General features: G+C 62.5%; 17 protein-coding genes. 8 read left to right on the top strand and 9 right to left on the bottom strand.

Features of this window, described 5'->3' with window-relative positions:
• Positions 1 to 76: 76 nt before the first annotated feature.
• Positions 77 to 445 (top strand): glutamine synthetase, encoded by a 369-nt coding sequence (locus K1567_RS16320; protein ID WP_099312945.1) that lies wholly within the window; start codon positions 77 to 79, stop codon positions 443 to 445.
• On the opposite strand, the gene K1567_RS16315 is transcribed toward K1567_RS16320, so the two are convergent.
• Positions 442 to 1,653, bottom strand: a complete 1,212-nt coding sequence (locus K1567_RS16315) for an N-acetylmuramoyl-L-alanine amidase (protein WP_220698647.1) — start codon at positions 1,651 to 1,653, stop codon at positions 442 to 444. The two genes, K1567_RS16320 and K1567_RS16315, sit on opposite strands and share 4 nt — an antisense overlap.
• Before the next feature lie 128 nt (positions 1,654 to 1,781).
• Between K1567_RS16315 and folE2 the strand changes: the two genes are divergently transcribed.
• Genes folE2 through K1567_RS16285 form a run of 6 tightly spaced genes read left to right on the top strand, consistent with a single transcriptional unit; the run spans position 1,782 to position 6,991 of the window.
• Positions 1,782 to 2,672, top strand: a complete 891-nt coding sequence (gene folE2, locus K1567_RS16310) for a GTP cyclohydrolase FolE2 (protein ID WP_169867650.1) — start codon at positions 1,782 to 1,784, stop codon at positions 2,670 to 2,672.
• Positions 2,669 to 3,337, top strand: a complete 669-nt coding sequence (locus K1567_RS16305) for a metal ABC transporter ATP-binding protein (protein ID WP_220698646.1) — start codon at positions 2,669 to 2,671, stop codon at positions 3,335 to 3,337. Before folE2 ends, K1567_RS16305 begins: the two co-directional genes overlap by 4 nt.
• Entirely contained in the window at positions 3,337 to 4,203 is an 867-nt protein-coding gene (locus K1567_RS16300) for a metal ABC transporter permease (protein WP_034115491.1), read from the top strand. The genes K1567_RS16305 and K1567_RS16300 overlap by 1 nt, the downstream gene beginning before the upstream one ends.
• An 11-nt stretch (positions 4,204 to 4,214) precedes the next feature.
• On the top strand, positions 4,215 to 5,093 hold the full coding sequence (locus K1567_RS16295; RefSeq protein ID WP_169867652.1) for a metal ABC transporter substrate-binding protein: 879 nt from the start codon (positions 4,215 to 4,217) through the stop codon (positions 5,091 to 5,093).
• Positions 5,090 to 5,650: a DapH/DapD/GlmU-related protein gene (locus tag K1567_RS16290; protein WP_034115493.1), complete on the top strand. Its 561-nt coding sequence runs from the start codon at positions 5,090 to 5,092 to the stop codon at positions 5,648 to 5,650. The genes K1567_RS16295 and K1567_RS16290 overlap by 4 nt, the downstream gene beginning before the upstream one ends.
• A 3-nt stretch (positions 5,651 to 5,653) precedes the next feature.
• A complete protein-coding gene (locus K1567_RS16285; protein WP_047882291.1) occupies positions 5,654 to 6,991 on the top strand; it encodes a dihydroorotase in 1,338 nt (445 codons plus the stop codon).
• Here the strand turns inward: K1567_RS16285 and K1567_RS16280 are convergent.
• Positions 6,988 to 7,509: a DUF3617 domain-containing protein gene (locus K1567_RS16280; RefSeq protein ID WP_034101567.1), complete on the bottom strand. Its 522-nt coding sequence runs from the start codon at positions 7,507 to 7,509 to the stop codon at positions 6,988 to 6,990. The genes K1567_RS16285 and K1567_RS16280 overlap by 4 nt on opposite strands.
• Before the next feature lie 131 nt (positions 7,510 to 7,640).
• Between K1567_RS16280 and cls the strand changes: the two genes are divergently transcribed.
• Positions 7,641 to 9,080 carry a cardiolipin synthase gene (cls, locus tag K1567_RS16275; protein WP_034101568.1) on the top strand — a complete coding sequence of 480 codons (1,440 nt, stop codon included), beginning with the start codon at positions 7,641 to 7,643 and terminating at the stop codon, positions 9,078 to 9,080.
• Positions 9,081 to 9,141: 61 nt separating this feature from the next.
• Here the strand turns inward: cls and cfaB are convergent, their stop codons facing one another.
• The 7 genes from cfaB to hflC all read right to left on the bottom strand — a co-directional run bounded on the left by cfaB (position 9,142) and on the right by hflC (position 16,378).
• Entirely contained in the window at positions 9,142 to 10,326 is a 1,185-nt protein-coding gene (gene cfaB / locus K1567_RS16270) for a C17 cyclopropane fatty acid synthase CfaB (RefSeq protein WP_034101569.1), read from the bottom strand.
• A gap of 85 nt (positions 10,327 to 10,411) precedes the next feature.
• Positions 10,412 to 11,200: a DNA-binding domain-containing protein gene (locus K1567_RS16265; protein ID WP_169867654.1), complete on the bottom strand. Its 789-nt coding sequence runs from the start codon at positions 11,198 to 11,200 to the stop codon at positions 10,412 to 10,414.
• Positions 11,191 to 12,036: a DUF692 domain-containing protein gene (locus K1567_RS16260; protein ID WP_099312952.1), complete on the bottom strand. Its 846-nt coding sequence runs from the start codon at positions 12,034 to 12,036 to the stop codon at positions 11,191 to 11,193. Before K1567_RS16260 ends, K1567_RS16265 begins: the two co-directional genes overlap by 10 nt.
• A gap of 66 nt (positions 12,037 to 12,102) precedes the next feature.
• Entirely contained in the window at positions 12,103 to 12,354 is a 252-nt protein-coding gene (locus K1567_RS16255) for a membrane protein (protein ID WP_034101572.1), read from the bottom strand.
• 117 nt (positions 12,355 to 12,471) lie between these two features.
• Positions 12,472 to 14,358: a cation-translocating P-type ATPase gene (locus K1567_RS16250; RefSeq protein ID WP_047882293.1), complete on the bottom strand. Its 1,887-nt coding sequence runs from the start codon at positions 14,356 to 14,358 to the stop codon at positions 12,472 to 12,474.
• The gene (hflK, locus tag K1567_RS16245) at positions 14,355 to 15,389 is read right to left on the bottom strand and encodes a protease modulator HflK (RefSeq protein WP_034115497.1); all 1,035 of its coding nucleotides are present in this window, start codon (positions 15,387 to 15,389) and stop codon (positions 14,355 to 14,357) included. Before hflK ends, K1567_RS16250 begins: the two co-directional genes overlap by 4 nt.
• Positions 15,386 to 16,378 (bottom strand): protease modulator HflC, encoded by a 993-nt coding sequence (hflC, locus tag K1567_RS16240; protein WP_177329689.1) that lies wholly within the window; start codon positions 16,376 to 16,378, stop codon positions 15,386 to 15,388. The genes hflK and hflC overlap by 4 nt, the downstream gene beginning before the upstream one ends.
• Positions 16,379 to 16,381 lie beyond the last annotated feature (3 nt).

Genomic DNA, 16,381 nt, shown 5'->3' with positions numbered 1-16,381 from the left:
CACAAATAAGCCAACCCCCGCTTACTCAACGTGATGAAGACGGCAATGCTGGCACCTGCTGATGTCGAGAACGCCCATGAACTATCTGCTGTATGGCCTGCTGCTGATTTTCGCGACCCAGGCCAATCCCCAAACACCGAGCCTGTTGGCTAACTGCACGCGCAGCGCCAACCTGCTGGCCTGCGTAGACCCGTTGGGCAACGCCTACAGCGTAGCGACGATTGGCAGCACCACATATTTGCGTGGCTTTGAGGTAATCGGTAAACGCTACTGGGCGCAGACCAACAGCCGTTACGGGCAATTGACGTTCTTTACCGGCCTGGCGTCGGACGGTGAAGCGTGGGTCGGTTACACACGCAGAGTCGGTTGGACCACGATCAACCGCTTCTCCAGTTCCGGGGGCGCCGGCGCCACCTTCACCTGCAGCCGTCTCACCGGCTGCTAAGCACGGGCGTTTTTCTGGTCTTGCACCCAGCCCATATAGCTGTTGATCGGCGGATTCTTCTGGAAATAATTTCTCAGGCCCTCGAATAATCCGTCAGCCACAGCCTGCTGGTGACGTGCAGTCACCAGCCGCTGCGCGTCCCGGGCATTGGAGATAAACCCGGTCTCCACCAGAATCGACGGCACATCCGGTGACTTGAGCACCGCAAACCCCGCCTGTTCCACACGCTTCTGATGCAACGACGTGATGCTCTGCAAGCTGCCCAGCACCGAACTGCCCAATTGCAGGCTGGAAGCGATGGTGGCGTTCATCGACATATCAAGAATCACCCCGGCGAGCATCGGGTCTTTGTCCTTGAGATTGAGCAGCGTGGTGGCGCCCAGCAGGTCCGCGCCGTTTTCGCGCTGAGCCATAAAGCGCGCCGTGGCGGAGGTGGCGCCGCCTTCGGACAACGCATACACCGAAGCCCCCGACGCGGTCAGGCGTGGCGCGGCGTCGGCGTGTACGGAGATGAACATATCGGCTTTGTGTCGACGGGCGATGTCCACGCGCTTGCGCAGCGGCACGAAGAAGTCGTCGTTGCGTACCAGCTTCACATCAAAGCCCTTTTCGCGCTTCAAGCGCTTGGCCAGCAGTTGGGCGATGGACAACACCACATCTTTTTCGCGCTGGCCCTTGGAGCCAATGGCGCCGGGATCTTTGCCGCCGTGACCGGGGTCGACCACTACGATGATGTCGCGCTTGGGATGGGCTTTGTCCACCGAAGCCACTAACGGCGCCGATTCAGCTGCGATTTGACGGGGCGCCTGGGTCGCGCGGGTCAGGTCCAGCACCAGACGGTGCCCTTGGCCATCCTGGGGCGGCAGCACAAAGCTGTTGAGCTGCATCGGCGCCGCCAGGTCCAGCACGATGCGCGTGTCGTTCTGGCCGAAATGTCCCGAACGAATCGAAGTGATGCCGCTGTTTTTCAGCACCATCTGCGAAAAATCCCCACTGAGCCCGGCGCCGCTCAGGTCGATGATCAAACGCTCCGGCGTGGTCAGCGAGAAGGTCTTGTACTGCACCGGGCCACTAAGGTCGAACACCAGCCGTAGCTTGTCGTCCGAACGCCATAAGCGCGCGTTGCGGATTTGCGTGGCGTGAACCGTGAACGGCAGGACGAAAAGGGGGCTGGCCAAGAGCAGGTTAAGAAGCTGACGTCTGTGCATGACAAATACCGCGAATAAAGGAGCGTCCCTGCTCGACATGGCTGAACAAAGGCTGGCGTAGAAAATTCATCGTCGACTTGATTGTTATACTATAACATGTCGAATTATTTCCAACGATGGACCTGCTTATGAACGCGCTGACCTTGCCGGACATTGCCGCGCAGGCTTCACGCCAAGCCTTGCCACTCGACTGGGTCGGCATGTGCGGCATTGCCCTGCCAATTCTGATAGACGGCCAGCGCCTGGCCGCCACCGCCGACGCGGGTGTCAGCCTCGACGACGGCACCGCACGCGGCATCCACATGTCACGCCTGTACCTGGCACTGGAGATGCTCGACCAGCAGCCCCTCACCCCTGCACTTCTGCGCACTGTACTGCAGCGTTTTCTCGACAGTCATGAAGGTTTATCTAAGAACGCTTACCTGCGCATCCACACTGATTTGCTGCTCAAGCGCCCAGCGTTGGTCAGCCCTCTGACCGGCTGGAAAAGCTATCCGGTCAGCATCGAAGCGCAGTTGGAAAACCAGATGTTCCACGTGGAACTAAAAATTGACGTCGCGTACTCCTCGACCTGCCCATGCTCGGCCGCGCTCGCCAGGCAGTTGATTCAGCAGCAATTTATCGATGATTTCGCCAACACAGCTTTGCAGCATGCAGACGTACTGACCTGGCTCGGCAGCGCCAAGGGGATTGTCGCCACGCCCCACAGCCAGCGCAGCAGCGCGCAACTACATGTGCACCTACAAGGTGAGCAACTGCCCTTGGTCGAACTGATCAACGACGTCGAAGCCGCACTCGGCACCGCCGTGCAAACCGCGGTGAAACGCGCCGACGAGCAAGCCTTCGCCCTCGCCAACGGGCAGAACCTGATGTTCTGCGAAGACGCCGCCCGCCGCGTAAACCTCGCCTTGAAACGCTCGGACGCGATCAACGCCTTTCACCTCAAAGTGATCCACGCCGAAAGCCTGCACGCGCACGATGCCGTGGCTGAAAGCCGCTGGACGAGACACTCTGCATGATCACCTGCACCGCTTTGCGCTGGGGCGCGCCCGGCCAACCGCTGACGCCACCTGTGGATTTCACCCTTGAAAAAGGCAGCCTCACCGGCGTGATCGGCGCCAATGGCACCGGCAAGAGCAGCCTGCTCAAAGTCATTGCGGGCCTGCAAAAGCCGTTGACCGGTAAGGTCAGCGTGAACGTGCCGCGACGTGGCGGCCTGGCGTTCCTGCCGCAGCAACAGCACTTGGACCGGCAGTTTCCCATCAGCCTGCAAGAACTGGTCGCCGCCGGTTTCTGGGGATTGCAGCTCAGCCCGCAACAGCGCAGCCAGCGCCTGCAAGCCGTACTTGAAGACTGGTGCCTCGGCGGCCTGGAACAGCGCCCGTTAATGGCCTTGTCCGGCGGCCAGTTGCAGCGTGCGCTGCTGGCACGCATGAGCCTGTCGGAGTCGCCGGTGCTGCTGCTCGACGAACCCCACGCCGCCCTTGATGAAGAGGGCCAGGCGCTGTGCTGGAAACACATCCATGCCTGGCACGCGTCGGGCCGCACCTCGGTGGTGGTCTGCCATGACCTGGCATCCGTGCGCCGTCACACTCAAACCGTGTTGCAGATCAAAAGCACCGGCTGCTTGTTGGGCCCGAGCAAAGAGCTGATCCGACCCCAGCCCCAAATGCAGGTGGCCTGATGCACTTCGCCGCCCACCTGTGGATGCCATTCTTTGACTTCGTGTTTATGCGCCGCGCACTGATTGGCGGGCTGGTGCTGGCGTGCAGCACCGCGCCGCTGGGCGTGTTCCTGATTCTGCGGCGCATGAGCCTGATCGGTGACGCCGTGGCCCACGGCATCCTGCCCGGCGCTGCTCTGGGGTTTTGGTTCGCCGGTTTGAGCCTGCCGGCGCTGACCCTCGGCGGACTCGGTGCCGGCCTGGGCATGGCCGGATTGTCGGCGTGGATCACCCGCCGCACCGGCCTGCGCGAGGACGCCAGCCTCGCCGCCATCTACCCCATTTCCCTCGCCGCCGGCGTGTTGATCCTCGGCATCGCCGGCAAACGCCTGGACCTGTTGCACCTGTTATTCGGTTCTGCCCTGGCGGTGGATGAAACCACCCTTACCGGCATGCTGTGGGTGTCAGGGTTCAGCCTGATCGCCATGGCGCTGATCTACAAACCGCTGCTGCTGGACACACTCGACCCACTGTTCCTGCAAACCGTCAGCCGCCTCGGCCCTCTGGCTCACGGGCTGTTTTTGACCCTGGTGGTGCTGAACCTGGTGATCGGTTTCCAGGCCATCGGCGCGCTGATGGTGGTGGGGTTGATGATGCTGCCGGCCATCGCTTCACGGTTCTGGAGCCGGCGCCTGCCGGTGTTGATCGCGGTATCGGCGGTGCTGGGATGCCTGTCGGTATGGCTTGGCTTGTTGCTGTCGTTCTACTACTCGTTGCCCAGCGGCCCAGCAATCGTGCTGGTGGCGGGCGCCGGGTACTTGTTGTCTGTGGTCTTCGGTCCGGTGCACGGCTTGCTGCGCCGCCCGCCCCTACTGTCATCCCAATGAGGTGTTTGCCGATGCGCGCTCTACTCGTGCTGTTCAGTTTGCTGCTACCGCTGTCGATGGCCCAGGCCGCCGACAAACTCAAAGTGGTCACCAGTTTCAGTATTCTCGATGACATCACCCACCAGATTGGTGGCGATCACATCCAGATCAGCAATATGGTCGGCCCCGACGCCGACGCCCATACCTACGAGCCCACCCCGGACGATGCCAAGGCGCTGCTTAAAGCCAAGCTGATTATCAAGAACGGCCTGGGCTTCGAGCCGTGGCTGGACCGCCTGGTGGCGAGTACCGAAACCCGGGCCACCGTGGTCACCGCCAGCAAAGGCGTGATCTCTCACACCATGGAAGAAGACGGCGAAACCATCCCCGACCCGCACGCCTGGCACAACCTGGCCAACGCCGAAATCTATGTGAACAACATCACCAAGGCGCTGATAGCCGCCGACCCGGCCAACCAAGCCGATTACCAGCGCAACAGCCAAGCCTATCTGAAACAAATCTACCGCCTTCTGGCCGAAGCCAAAGCCAAGTTCGGCGCGCTACCGCCGGGTAATCGCCGCATCGTCACCTCCCATGATGCCTTCGGTTACCTGGGCCAGGCCTATGGCATTCAGTTCCTCGCCCCCCAAGGTTTGTCCACCGAGCGGGAGCCTTCCGCAGCCGAAGTCGCCGCGCTGATTACGCAGATTCGCAAGGACAAGGTCAAAGCGGTGTTTATGGAGAACATCAAGGACGCGCGCCTGCTCAAGCAGATCGCCGACGAAAGCGGCGCACAGATCGGCGGGACGCTGTACTCCGACGCCCTCGCCGCCGAAGGCCCGGCCAGCACCTTTATCGGGCTGTTCGAATACAACCTCAACACCCTGTGCAACACATTGGGCAAGCCATGATCCGTAAGAACCCTTCAGGCGATCTGCCGGTGATTGCCGAATCGGCCTACGTGGATAAAACCGCGATCATCTGCGGCAAGGTGATCATCGGCGAGAACGTATTCGTCGGCCCTTACGCCGTGATCCGCGCCGATGAGGTCGACGCCAGCGGCGCCATGGACCCGATCACCATCGGCGCCAACTCCAATATCCAGGACGGGGTGGTGATCCACTCCAAGTCCGGCGCGGCGGTGACCATCGGCGAGTTCACCTCCATCGCCCACCGCTCCATCGTCCACGGGCCTTGCACCGTGGGCGACCGCGTGTTCATCGGCTTCAACAGCGTGTTGTTCAACTGCGCAGTGGGTGACGGCTGCGTGGTGCGGCATAACTCGGTGGTCGACGGCCGCGATTTACCGGACGCCTTCTACGTACCCTCCACCACCCGCATCGGCCCGCACACCGACCTGTCGCAGTTCCCGCCGGTCAGCATCAGTGCCTCGGAATTTTCCGAAGACGTGGCGCGCACCAATGTCGATCTGGTGCGCGGCTACAAAGCCCTGCAAAACGAGTTCTGAACCATGAGCCGGCTGCTGATTCGCAACGCACGCTTGGTCAACGAAGGCCAGGTCCGAGACGCCGATGTGCTGGTCGCCAACGGCCGCATCGAAAAGATCGCCAACAGCATCACCGGCTGTAACGCCGCCGTGGCGATCGACGCGCAGGGCCAGTGGCTGCTGCCCGGCATGATCGATGACCAGGTGCATTTCCGTGACCCCGGTGCGCCGGACAAAGGTAGTTTCTACAGTGAATCGCGGGCGGCGGTGGCCGGGGGTATCACCAGCTTTATGGACATGCCCAACACCTCCCCCGCCACCTTGAACCTGGCGGCCCTGGCCGACAAAAAGCGCCGCGCGGGGCTGCATTCGGTGGCCAACTATGGCTTTCACTTTGGCGTCAGCCACGACAACCTCGATAAGGTCGCCGCTCTCGACCCGCGCGAGGTCGCCGGGGTCAAAGTGTTTATGGGTGCCTCAACGGGCAATATGCTGGTGGACGACCCGCGGATTCTGGAGCGGCTGTTCGCCGAAGTGCCGACTCTTCTGCTCGCCCATTGCGAACACAGCCCCAGCATCCAGGCCAATGAGCAGCGCCTGCGCGCACGCTTCGGCGATGGGATCCCAGCGGTGGCGCACCCGCTGATCCGCGATGCCGAGGCGTGCTATCGCTCGTCGTCTTATGCGGTGGAGCTGGCCAGGCGGTACGGCACGCGGCTACATGTGCTGCACCTGACCAGCGCCCGCGAGCTGGCGTTGTTCGAAGACAAACCCCTGACCGAAAAACGCATCACCGCCGAAGTATGCCTGCACCATCTGCTATTTGATGACCGCGACTATCACCGCCTCGGCCATCAGATCAAATGCAACCCAGCGATCAAGACTCGCGCCGACCGCGACGCACTGCGCCAGGCCTTACTCAGTGATCGTCTGGATGTGATTGGCAGTGACCATGCGCCGCATACCTGGGCACAGAAACAGTTGGGTTATCGCGAGGCGCCGGCGGGCTTGCCTCTGGTGCAGCATGCGCTGCCGGCGTTGATGGAATTGGTGGCCGATGGGCTATTGCCGTTGACCACGCTGGTGGCCAAAACCAGCCACCGAGTGGCCGATCTTTTCGCCATCCCGGATCGAGGCTATGTGCGCGAAGGCTATTGGGCCGACTTGGTGCTGATCAAACCTGAGCCACAAGGCAAGCCGGTCAGTGAGGAGCCGATCCTGGCCCGCTGCGGCTGGACGCCCTTCGCCGAGCGCCGCTTTCGCCACAGCGTCAGTACCACGTTAGTCTCCGGCCACCTGGCGTGGCACAACGGCCAGGTGGTCGACAGTTGCCAAGGCTTGCCGCTGTACTTCCAGCGTTAGGCGCGCGGCTTGACGGTGCCGCAGTCGTTGCCCAGCCATTGGGCATGGCTGTCCAGGCTGCCCTTTTGTTGCACGCCGGTGGCATTGAAAGTGCCATTGACGGTGGTGGTGAATTCTTTCTGGCTCTGGAAGGTGGCCACGCCCGTACCCTGGGCTTTGGGGCAACTGAAGCGGAATTTCCACTGGTTGCCGGTCTTGTCGGTCACTTCCTGGCGGCAGCCCGATTGTGGGTCGGTCAGGGGGATCGAATCGGACGCCACCTGCGCCGGCGTCAGACACACCTGCACGCCTTTACCGGCCATGGTGATGCCCTGTTTTTCCAGCATGGCGCGCTGTTCGGGGGTCATCTGTTGCTTGAGCTGGCCGAGGATCAGCGACAGATCCGGCAGCTCCTGGTTATCGACTTTCATATTGCTGGTGGTCACTTCCCACAAGCCCGGCGCCAACATCTGGGCCTGCGCCGCCACGGGCAACGACAAACCAACAACCATGGTCATACACAGCAGACGAGCATTCATCGGGTAACTCCTGGGTAAAGGTGGAGCGTTAGACGCCGCAAAACAGCCAGTGTTGCACGGCAAATAAAATAGCGACATTCGTGGCCGAACATGGTCTGTTAGGCACTGGATTGCCTGGAGTAACGTCGTCCATGGATTTTTTTGGCCCGCACCTGCTGGCGTACTTTATCGCCACCCTGCACTTCTTCGGCACCCTCGCCGCGATCCATGCGGTGCTGACCGTCCGGACCGCCCAAGGCTCCATCGCCTGGGCCTTGTCGCTGATGTTCATGCCGTACCTGACCCTGATCCCTTACCTGATTTTCGGCCGCAGCACCTTCGATGCGTATATCCAGGCGCGCCGCCAGGCCAACCAGGAAATGCACAGCGCCATCGCCGCGCTCAACTGGCGCCCGTGGGTCGAGGAAGCACTGGCCGCGCGTCACTCCAACGCCTACGGCTCATTGCGCGCCATGCCCAAACTGGGCCGCATGCCGTGCCTGGCCAATAACCAAGTACAACTGCTGGTCAATGGGGATGCCACTTTCAGCGCGATCTTCGACGCCATCCGCAACGCCAAGTCCGCTGTGCTGTTCCAGTTTTTCATCATTCATGACGACGAACTTGGCCGGCAATTGCACGCCCTGTTGAAGGAAAAGTCCGCGCAAGGTGTGGCCATTCATGTGCTGTACGACCGCATCGGCAGCCACGCCCTGCCCCATCACTACGTGCAATCACTGCGTGACGCGGGTGTGCAGATCAAAGCCTTCGCCACCCGCAGCGGCTGGCTCAACCGCTTCCAGGTCAACTTCCGCAACCATCGCAAGATCGTGGTAGTGGACGGCATCACGGGGTTTGTCGGCGGGCACAACGTGGGGGACGAGTACTTGGGCAAAAAACCGCCGCTGGCACCGTGGCGTGACACCCATGTGCAAGTCACCGGCCCGGTGGTGGCGTGCCTACAGGAATCGTTTGCCGAGGACTGGTTCTGGGCCGCGCGGGAACTGCCGCCGCTGATCCTGCCGGATACCTATCCCGAGGACGGCGTGCTCTGCCAACTGCTGTCCAGCGGTCCGGCCGACCCGTACGAAACCTGCTCACTGTTTTTCGTCGAGGCGATTCACGCCGCCACCGAACGGGTGTGGATCACCAGTCCGTATTTCATCCCCGACGAGGCCGTGTTCGCCGCCCTGCGCCTGGCGGTGTTGCGCGGCGTGGATGTGCGCCTGCTGCTGCCATCGCGCCCCGACCATCGCATCGTCTACGCCGCCTCTAGCCTGTACGCGATTGAAGCCGTGCGCGCTGGGGTGCGCGTGTTCCGCTATACCCCCGGTTTTCTGCATCAGAAAGTGGTACTGGTGGATGGCGAAATCAGCGCCATCGGCAGTGCGAATATGGACAACCGTTCGTTCCGCCTGAATTTTGAAGTGATGCTGCTGACCGTCGACGAAGCCTTCGCCCAGCAGGTGGAGCAGATGTTGCTCGACGATTTCGCCCAAGCCCATGAAGTCAGCCAGGAAGAAAGCCGCGAAACCCGCCAGTTGCAGCATTTGGGAATGCGCGTCGCGCGCTTGATCTCACCGATTCTCTAACTGCCAACACGGTAGAAAATGGTGGGAGGGGCTTGCCCCCTCCCCCCTCTGTATCACCGGTTCAGCGGTAGATATCTTCCCGCGTCCACGGCAGTTCATGACTGCCATCGGCATGGGGTTTGACCGCCAGGATCTGGTGCAGGTTGATCCAGCCCCGGGCGAACGCATAAGCACAGCCCGCCAGGTACAGCCGCCAGATACGCAGTGCCTGTTCCGGCACCATTTTGGCTGCGGCTTCCAGGTTGTCTTCCAGGCGCTCGCTCCAGTGGTCCAGCGTGCGCGCGTAGTGCAGGCGCAGGCTCTCGACATCGACCACTTCCAGCCCCACTTCGCTGAGCTCGGCGGTCATCATCGCCAGATGCGGCAGCTCGCCATTGGGGAACACGTAGCGCTCGATAAAATCACCCGCGCCACGCCCGACCGGGCGGCCGTCGGTGTGCTTGGCGGTGATGCCGTGGTTCATCACCAGGCCGCCTTCACGCACGGCGCCGAACAAGGTCTTGCAGTATTGCGCCAGGTTGGCGTGGCCAACGTGTTCGAACATTCCCACGCTGACCACTTTGTCGAAGCGGCCATCCTGGGGCAGATCGCGGTAGTCGAGCAGTTGCAGGTCAACCTGACCCTGCAAACCCTCGGCCTTGACCCGCTCCCTGGCCAGTTGCAATTGCTCTTTGCTCAGGGTGATGCCGTACACCTTGACCCCAAACTCCCGCGCCGCAAACCGTGCCAGCCCACCCCAGCCGCAACCGACATCCAGCAGGTATTCGCCCGGTTGCAACCGCAGCTTGCGGCATAGGTGGCGGAATTTGTCCTGCTGGGCCTGGTCGATGGATTCGCTGCCGGTTTCGAAATAACCGCAGGAGTACGCCATGTCCTGATCGAGCCACAGCTGATAGAAGGCGTTGGACAGGTCGTAATGGTAGGAAATGGCCGCTGCGTCTGTGGCCTTGTCGTGGATCGAGCGCACCGGACGACTGCCTTCGTCGTCATCGACCAAGGCGTGACTTAACTCGTCGCACACCCGGATCACTTCGGTGATGGAGCCTTCAAGCTCCAATTTGCCCACCACAAAGGCTTCGCCCAAGGTATCGAGCGTGGGATGGGAAAGCTGAGACACGACCGTGGGGTCCTTGACCACGATGGTGACGCTGGGCTCTGGGCCCAAGTTGAATTCATGGCCATCCCAGAGTCGAAGACGCAGCGGCAGCTGAAGATTCTGTAAGGCCGGTGGAAGTTGCGCGAGCATGAGTAGTCCCCCCTTGTTTCAGACGTCTGCTGTGAGGGTAGACCATCTCAAGACGCGTAGGAGGCTATCGATTAATAGCGCCTGACTATGCCGCTCGATACTGCAGCAAACCGTCCTGGACCCACTGTTTCAGCCATGTAACAGCCTGCAATGGGGCACCCTCTGCATAAGTGACTGCCAGTTGGGCACACAGTTCTGCAAAACACCCACCGGTCGTCACCATGGCCGCCAGGGCGCTGGCTTCCGCCGGCTCCAGCGTGCGGTAGCGACACACCTGTTCATGGCGCCATACCAGGCAGACCTGCGCAGGTTCCACAGCATGGCTGCCCGGAAAGTCACCGTTATCTTTGGCCGCGCGCCAGATTGCCAGGGAATTGAAATGGCAATCCAGTTGCTGCACCGACGGAACCCACGCCACTTGCAGCCCCGGCCACGCCTGCGGCGGTAGCTCGGCCATGTCCGCCAGGGTCAACGGCTCGCCATGGGGCGCATCGAAGGCCAGAGTAAACGCCCATTCCAAACGGGCCAGTTCGGCCAGCGGCGCGCCGTGTTCTTGCGCCAGGTGCTCAAGGATAAACCTCGCGAACCGCTCACCGAGCCAGCGCAAACTGTAATGCTCGGACGGATAACGCCGCACATAAGCGCCGGCCAGCGCGGCAAACTCATCATCCCCTAACCAGTAGCGCACGGCGCTGAAATCATGCCGCAGCACGTCCAACAGGCGCGCGCGATAAGCGTTGTGGTAGATCGCCAAGCCCGTGTCCACATCCAGGCTCGGCCCGCCGCGCAATGTTGCGGCAAACCCTTGGTCGAGCGCTGGCGCGTCGTTGAGCAGGTGCGCCTCGAACGCCAGCTGCCAGTCGGTCAGGCGCATAAGGCCCTCCCGGCCAAGGCGGATGCGCCTAATTGGCGCGCCTTAGCCAATTCGTCGAGCAGTTCCTGAAACGGCGGGAAATGGTCATCGCGTTCCAATAAGGTCGACACCGGCCCGATGTGCGCGAGGGTTTGTTGATACAGCGCCCACACCGGATCACACACCGGGTGGTCATGGGTATCGACCACGTAATCGCCGTAATCGCGGTGCCCGGCCAGGTGCAATTGGCGGATGCTCTGCGGCGGCAGGTTACGGATAAAGGTCCACGGGTCGAACCCATGGTTACGCGCGCTGACATAGACGTTGTTCACGTCCAGCAGCAATTGGCACCCCGACAAATGGGCCAGGGCATTGAGGAATTCCCACTCGCTGAACTCATCGGCTTTGGCACGCACATAGCTGGAGACGTTTTCCAACACCAAAGGCCGCTGCAATACGTCCTGCACCTGACGAACGCGGCCGGCCACGTAATAGAGGCTTTCTTCGGTGTAGGGCAACGGCAACAGGTCATGCAACTGGTGCGCGTTGCCGCGGCTCCAGCACAAATGGTCGGACACCCATGCCGGCTGGATGCGCTCGGCGAGCTGTTTGATCTGCTTCAGATAATCGAAATCGAGGGCATGGGGCCCACCGATGGACAGGGACACGCCGTGCATCACCAATGGGTAGCGCTCAGCGATGGCGTCCAGGTAATACAAGGCTTTGCCACCCTGCACCAGGTAATTCTCGGAGATCACTTCAAACCAATCCACCGCAGGGGATTGCTCAAGAATCTGTTCGTAATATTCGTTGCGTAGACCCAGGCCGTAACCCAGGAAGGGAAGAGAGGTGGGCATCATGGACTCCGGAAAAAAGTGTCCGCAGCGGTCGCAAAACACGCTGCGGGAGCACTTGGCTTGCGTTTATTCGCCGACTTTGCCGCCCGCCTTATCGCATTCCGCCTTGGTCATGGCCTTGAAACCGTGGCCCTTGCACACCGCCTGGCCTTTGCAGGCGTTTTCCGCGGTCTTGCAGTCGTTCATGCCTTTGCAAGACGTGACGCCGTAGCAATGCACCTGAGCATCAGCCGCTTGTGCCTGGGTGGCGACACCGGCAAACATGGAAGCGGCGGCGATCGCCAGGGCAGCACCGGAAACGGCTTGTTTGATATTCATGGGGTCATCCTCATTGTTCAGTTGGGAAGTCGGCCGAGCACTGCGCTCGGTCCTGACATGCCACTAGAGTGAGGCCCCCCCTCGGCGTTACAGCCGCTCGCATGTATTTCTGAAAATTTATTCTTCCGGTTTCAGCAGCGGCTCCTGAAACCGCAGCAAACGCCCGGCATTACCCAGTACCAGTAGCGTGCTGAGGTTATGCAACAGCGCCGCAATCATCGCCCCCGCTGCGCCCAGCCAGCCGAAGGCCGCGAACACGACGATGGCCAGCGTCCAGCCCAGGCCGATGATCACATTGACCTGCAACGTCTGCCGGCACTGGCGACTCAAGCGCACACAGGTGCCCAAGCGCCGCAGATCGCTGCCGATCAGCACCACGTCCGCCGAGGCCAGCGCGATATCCGCCCCGCCCGCGCCCATGGCCACGCCGACCACCCCGGCCTTGAGCGCCAGGCTGTCGTTGATGCCGTCACCCACCACCATCGGCCGGAAGCCGCTATCGATCTCGGCCAGCACGCGGTTGAGCTTGTCCTCGGGCAACGCCTGGGCGGCGACATCACTGATGCCCACCTCCAACGCCAGGCTGTCGGCGACACTCTGGCGATCGCCGGTGAGCAGCAACTGACGCCCCAAGCCCAGCTCGCGCAGCTCTTGCAGGGCCTGGCGGGCCTCCGGTTTCACGCTGTCGGCCAGCAGCAGCCAGGCCAAAAATTGCCCGTTCAGCGCCAACCCAGCAATCGGGCCGTCATGGGTCGGCACTGCGGTGGTCACGATGCCCAATTGCTCGAACAACTCAGGGCGTCCCAGGGCCGCTTCGCCCTCCTCGGTCTGTGCCACCACGCCCAGGCCCTGGCGTTCGCGGATGTCGGTCAACACCCACATCTGTTCCTGCGTCGCCAACCCCGCCAACGCCCGGCTGACCGGATGGCTGCTGGCCGAGCCCAGGCTGGCTGCCAGGTTCAGCAACACCTGCCGATCGGGCGCAGTGGTTTCGATGGATTGCAGGCGCAGGGTGCCAAAGGTCAGGGTGCCGGTCTTGTCGACCACCAGGGACGTCAGGTCCGCCAATTCCTCTAGAAATGCCGAGCTGCGAATCAAAATTCCATGGCGCGCCGCCACGGCAATCCCGGCAATCGCCGTGGCCGGTGCCGACAACACCAACGCACACGGGCACGCCGCCACCAGCACGGCGAGCATCGCCTGGGCGTCGTTGGTCACAAACCAAGTGACCGCTGCCAACAGCAACACCAGCACCATGTAACTGCCCGCATAGCGCTCCAGCAGCCGCGTGATCGGCGGCTTGGAGCGTTCCGCGTTCTGCATCAATGCAATGACTTTGCCCAAGGTCGACTCATGACCGGTACGCGTCACTTCAAGACGCAACAAGCCATCTAGATTGATCGCCCCGCCAAACACCTGCACACCGGCGCTGGCCTCCAGTGGCACCGATTCACCGGTGATGGGCGCCGTGTCCAGGCTGGCCTGGCCCGACAGCACCACGCCATCGGCTGGCACCCGGTCGCCCGCGCGCACTTCGACGATATCGCCGGTGTTCAGCGTGCCGTTGTCCACTTCCTGAATGCTGCCGTCGGCCTGCACAAGCCGCGCGTGGCTGCGGGTCAGCTTGCCCAGGGCGTGGATCGCCTCTTGGGAGCCGATCACACTGCGTTCTTCCAACACATGGCCGAAAATCATGATGATCGGCAGCAACGCCGCGGTCAGCAGATCGCCGGTGGCCCAGGCGCCGAGCATCGCCAAGGCGATCAGTTGGTCGGTGATGCCATGCAGGCTGGGAAAACGCAGGCTGTACCAGGCCGAACGCATCACCGGCACCGCCACCAGCAGCGAGGCCACGCCCAGCAGCAACTGGCTCACCCCGCTCTGGTCCGGCGCCAGCCAGCGCCACACCAAACCCAGGATCAATAAGCCCAGCGCCAGCATCGCCAGGGTCAATTGCCGCGCTGCGCTGCGCTGCTCGGCGGACGTCAGCATGGGTGCGCTCATTGTTCGGCTCCCTGGATGATCAAGCGGGAATCGTCTTTAGGATCGACCGTGGTCACGGAGCCGGCCTGGCCAAGTATTTTCGGCAGACGCTCGCGGTACAGGCGCAACAGCAGGCCAGGATCTTTGACCTGGGCCAGGCTGGCCACCGTAGCGGTTTGCGCCTGGGCATTGGCCAAGCGTTCGCTGGCCTGGGCGTGGGCCACTTGCACCAACCGGTCGGCTTGCTGAGTGGCAGCCTGGGTGAGTTTCTCGGCTTCGGTGCGCGCATTCGCCACGGCTTTATCGGCCTGTTGGCTCGCGGTGAGCACCGCGTTGAAGGCATTGACCGCCGGGCCCGGCAGGCTCGATTGCACGTCCACACGGGTGACTTCGATACCCAGGCCTAGCCCGCTGGCGGTCAACTCGGCCAGGCGTTTGTTGATGCCTTGCACCAAATCGCCGCGCAAGCGCTCGCGGCGTTCGGCGGCGCCGTTGTCACTGCCGATCAATTCCGGGCGGGCCACCAGGATCGTGTCCAGATCCCGCGCCGCCGTCAGCGCCACCGCGCTGCGGGTCACCAGGCGATCCAGCGCGGGCAGCACATGTTCGCCCTGCAATACAAAGGCATAGGGTTCGGTGACCTTGTAGAACACCCGCACATCCAGTTGCACCACGCCGGCATCGCCGGTCAACAGATAACCGGAACCGGCCAGGGCGTCGCTGAGCGGCGTGGCGAAACTGGCCACGCGGTCGGCCTGGATTGCCGCGTCTGAGCGCAACAACCCTTCCACCCGACGCTCGATCACGCGATCCGCCGCCGGCAGCAACACCACCTGTTCGAACGGCTGCGGCCAGGCCAGCAACAACCCGGCATTCTGGATGCGGTCCAGCGCGCCGAAGTGCAACACCACCGCGCGATTCTGCGGGTCGATCTGACGCACATTGGAAAACGCCCAGGCCAACGCCGCCAGCACCGTCACCGCGTACAGCGCCATAAAGGTCAAGCGCCCGGCCTGGATCCAGGGGCTGTCCGGGCTGCCACGCTCGGTCATGGCTGAACATCCTTGGGCCCGTCCACCAGCGCGCGAAAAGGCGCGGCATCGGTGCGCAGGATAATTTTGCTGCCCGGCGTGACCACCGTGCCCAGGGTGTCGAGAGAACGCAGCAGGTTATATAGCTGCGGATTGCTGGCGTAGGCGCGCCCGTAGATCTGCGCCGCTTCGACCCGCGATTGGGCTTCGATATCGGCGGCCTTGACCGTGGCATCCGCTTGCACGATCCGTGCGTCACGCTCGGCGGCCGAACGGATCTGCGCCGCTTCACGCTTGCCCACGGCGGTACGTTCGGTGGCGATGGTTTCACGCTCGGCGCGCATGCGGTCGACGGTGGCGGTGAGGGTCACCGACGGCAAGGTCAGCCGTTCGACCCCCACCTGCGCGACGCGCACGCCGTACGTGGCGAGCAATTGTTGATCGATCTGCTGGCGCAACTGCGCCTCGAAATCGGCGATGCGCACCTGGCCGGCGTCGGTGTTGACCAGGCTGGACAGGTCGAAACTGGCGGCGGTGGTTTCCAGCGCCGAACCGACAAACGTACGAATCTGCCGCGCGGCTTCATCCGGTTGGTTCTGCACCGCGCGCATAAAGCGCTGCACATGCTCGGCGTCACCCTGCACCTGCCAGGCCACGTAGGCCTGCACGATGATGCGCAGGCCATCGCGCGTACCCACATCCTGCAAACCGCTGGAAGTGGTGCGCAGGCGCAGGTCCACCGGGATCGCCGCTTCGAACGGCGCCGGCCAGCGCCAGCCCAGGCCAGGCTCCAGCAATACCCGCGACGGGTTGCCGAAGCGGGTGATCACCGTGGCCTCGCCGGAACGCACCTGCACCAGGCTTGCCGCCGCCAGCGCAAACAGCACCAGCAACGCGGCCCAGCCCATGCGCCGCCAAGGGATCGGCCCGGCGGCGTGCTCCTCGCCATGGTGATGGTGGTGATGATGGCCGTGGTGATGACCGTGATCGTGGGAATGAGCGCTCAACAAACA

Origin of the sequence: Pseudomonas sp. S5F11, assembly GCF_019641515.1 — a bacterium.
Lineage (GTDB): Bacteria > Pseudomonadota > Gammaproteobacteria > Pseudomonadales > Pseudomonadaceae > Aquipseudomonas > Aquipseudomonas rhodesiae.
This window is presented reverse-complemented; position numbering and strand designations above follow the sequence as displayed.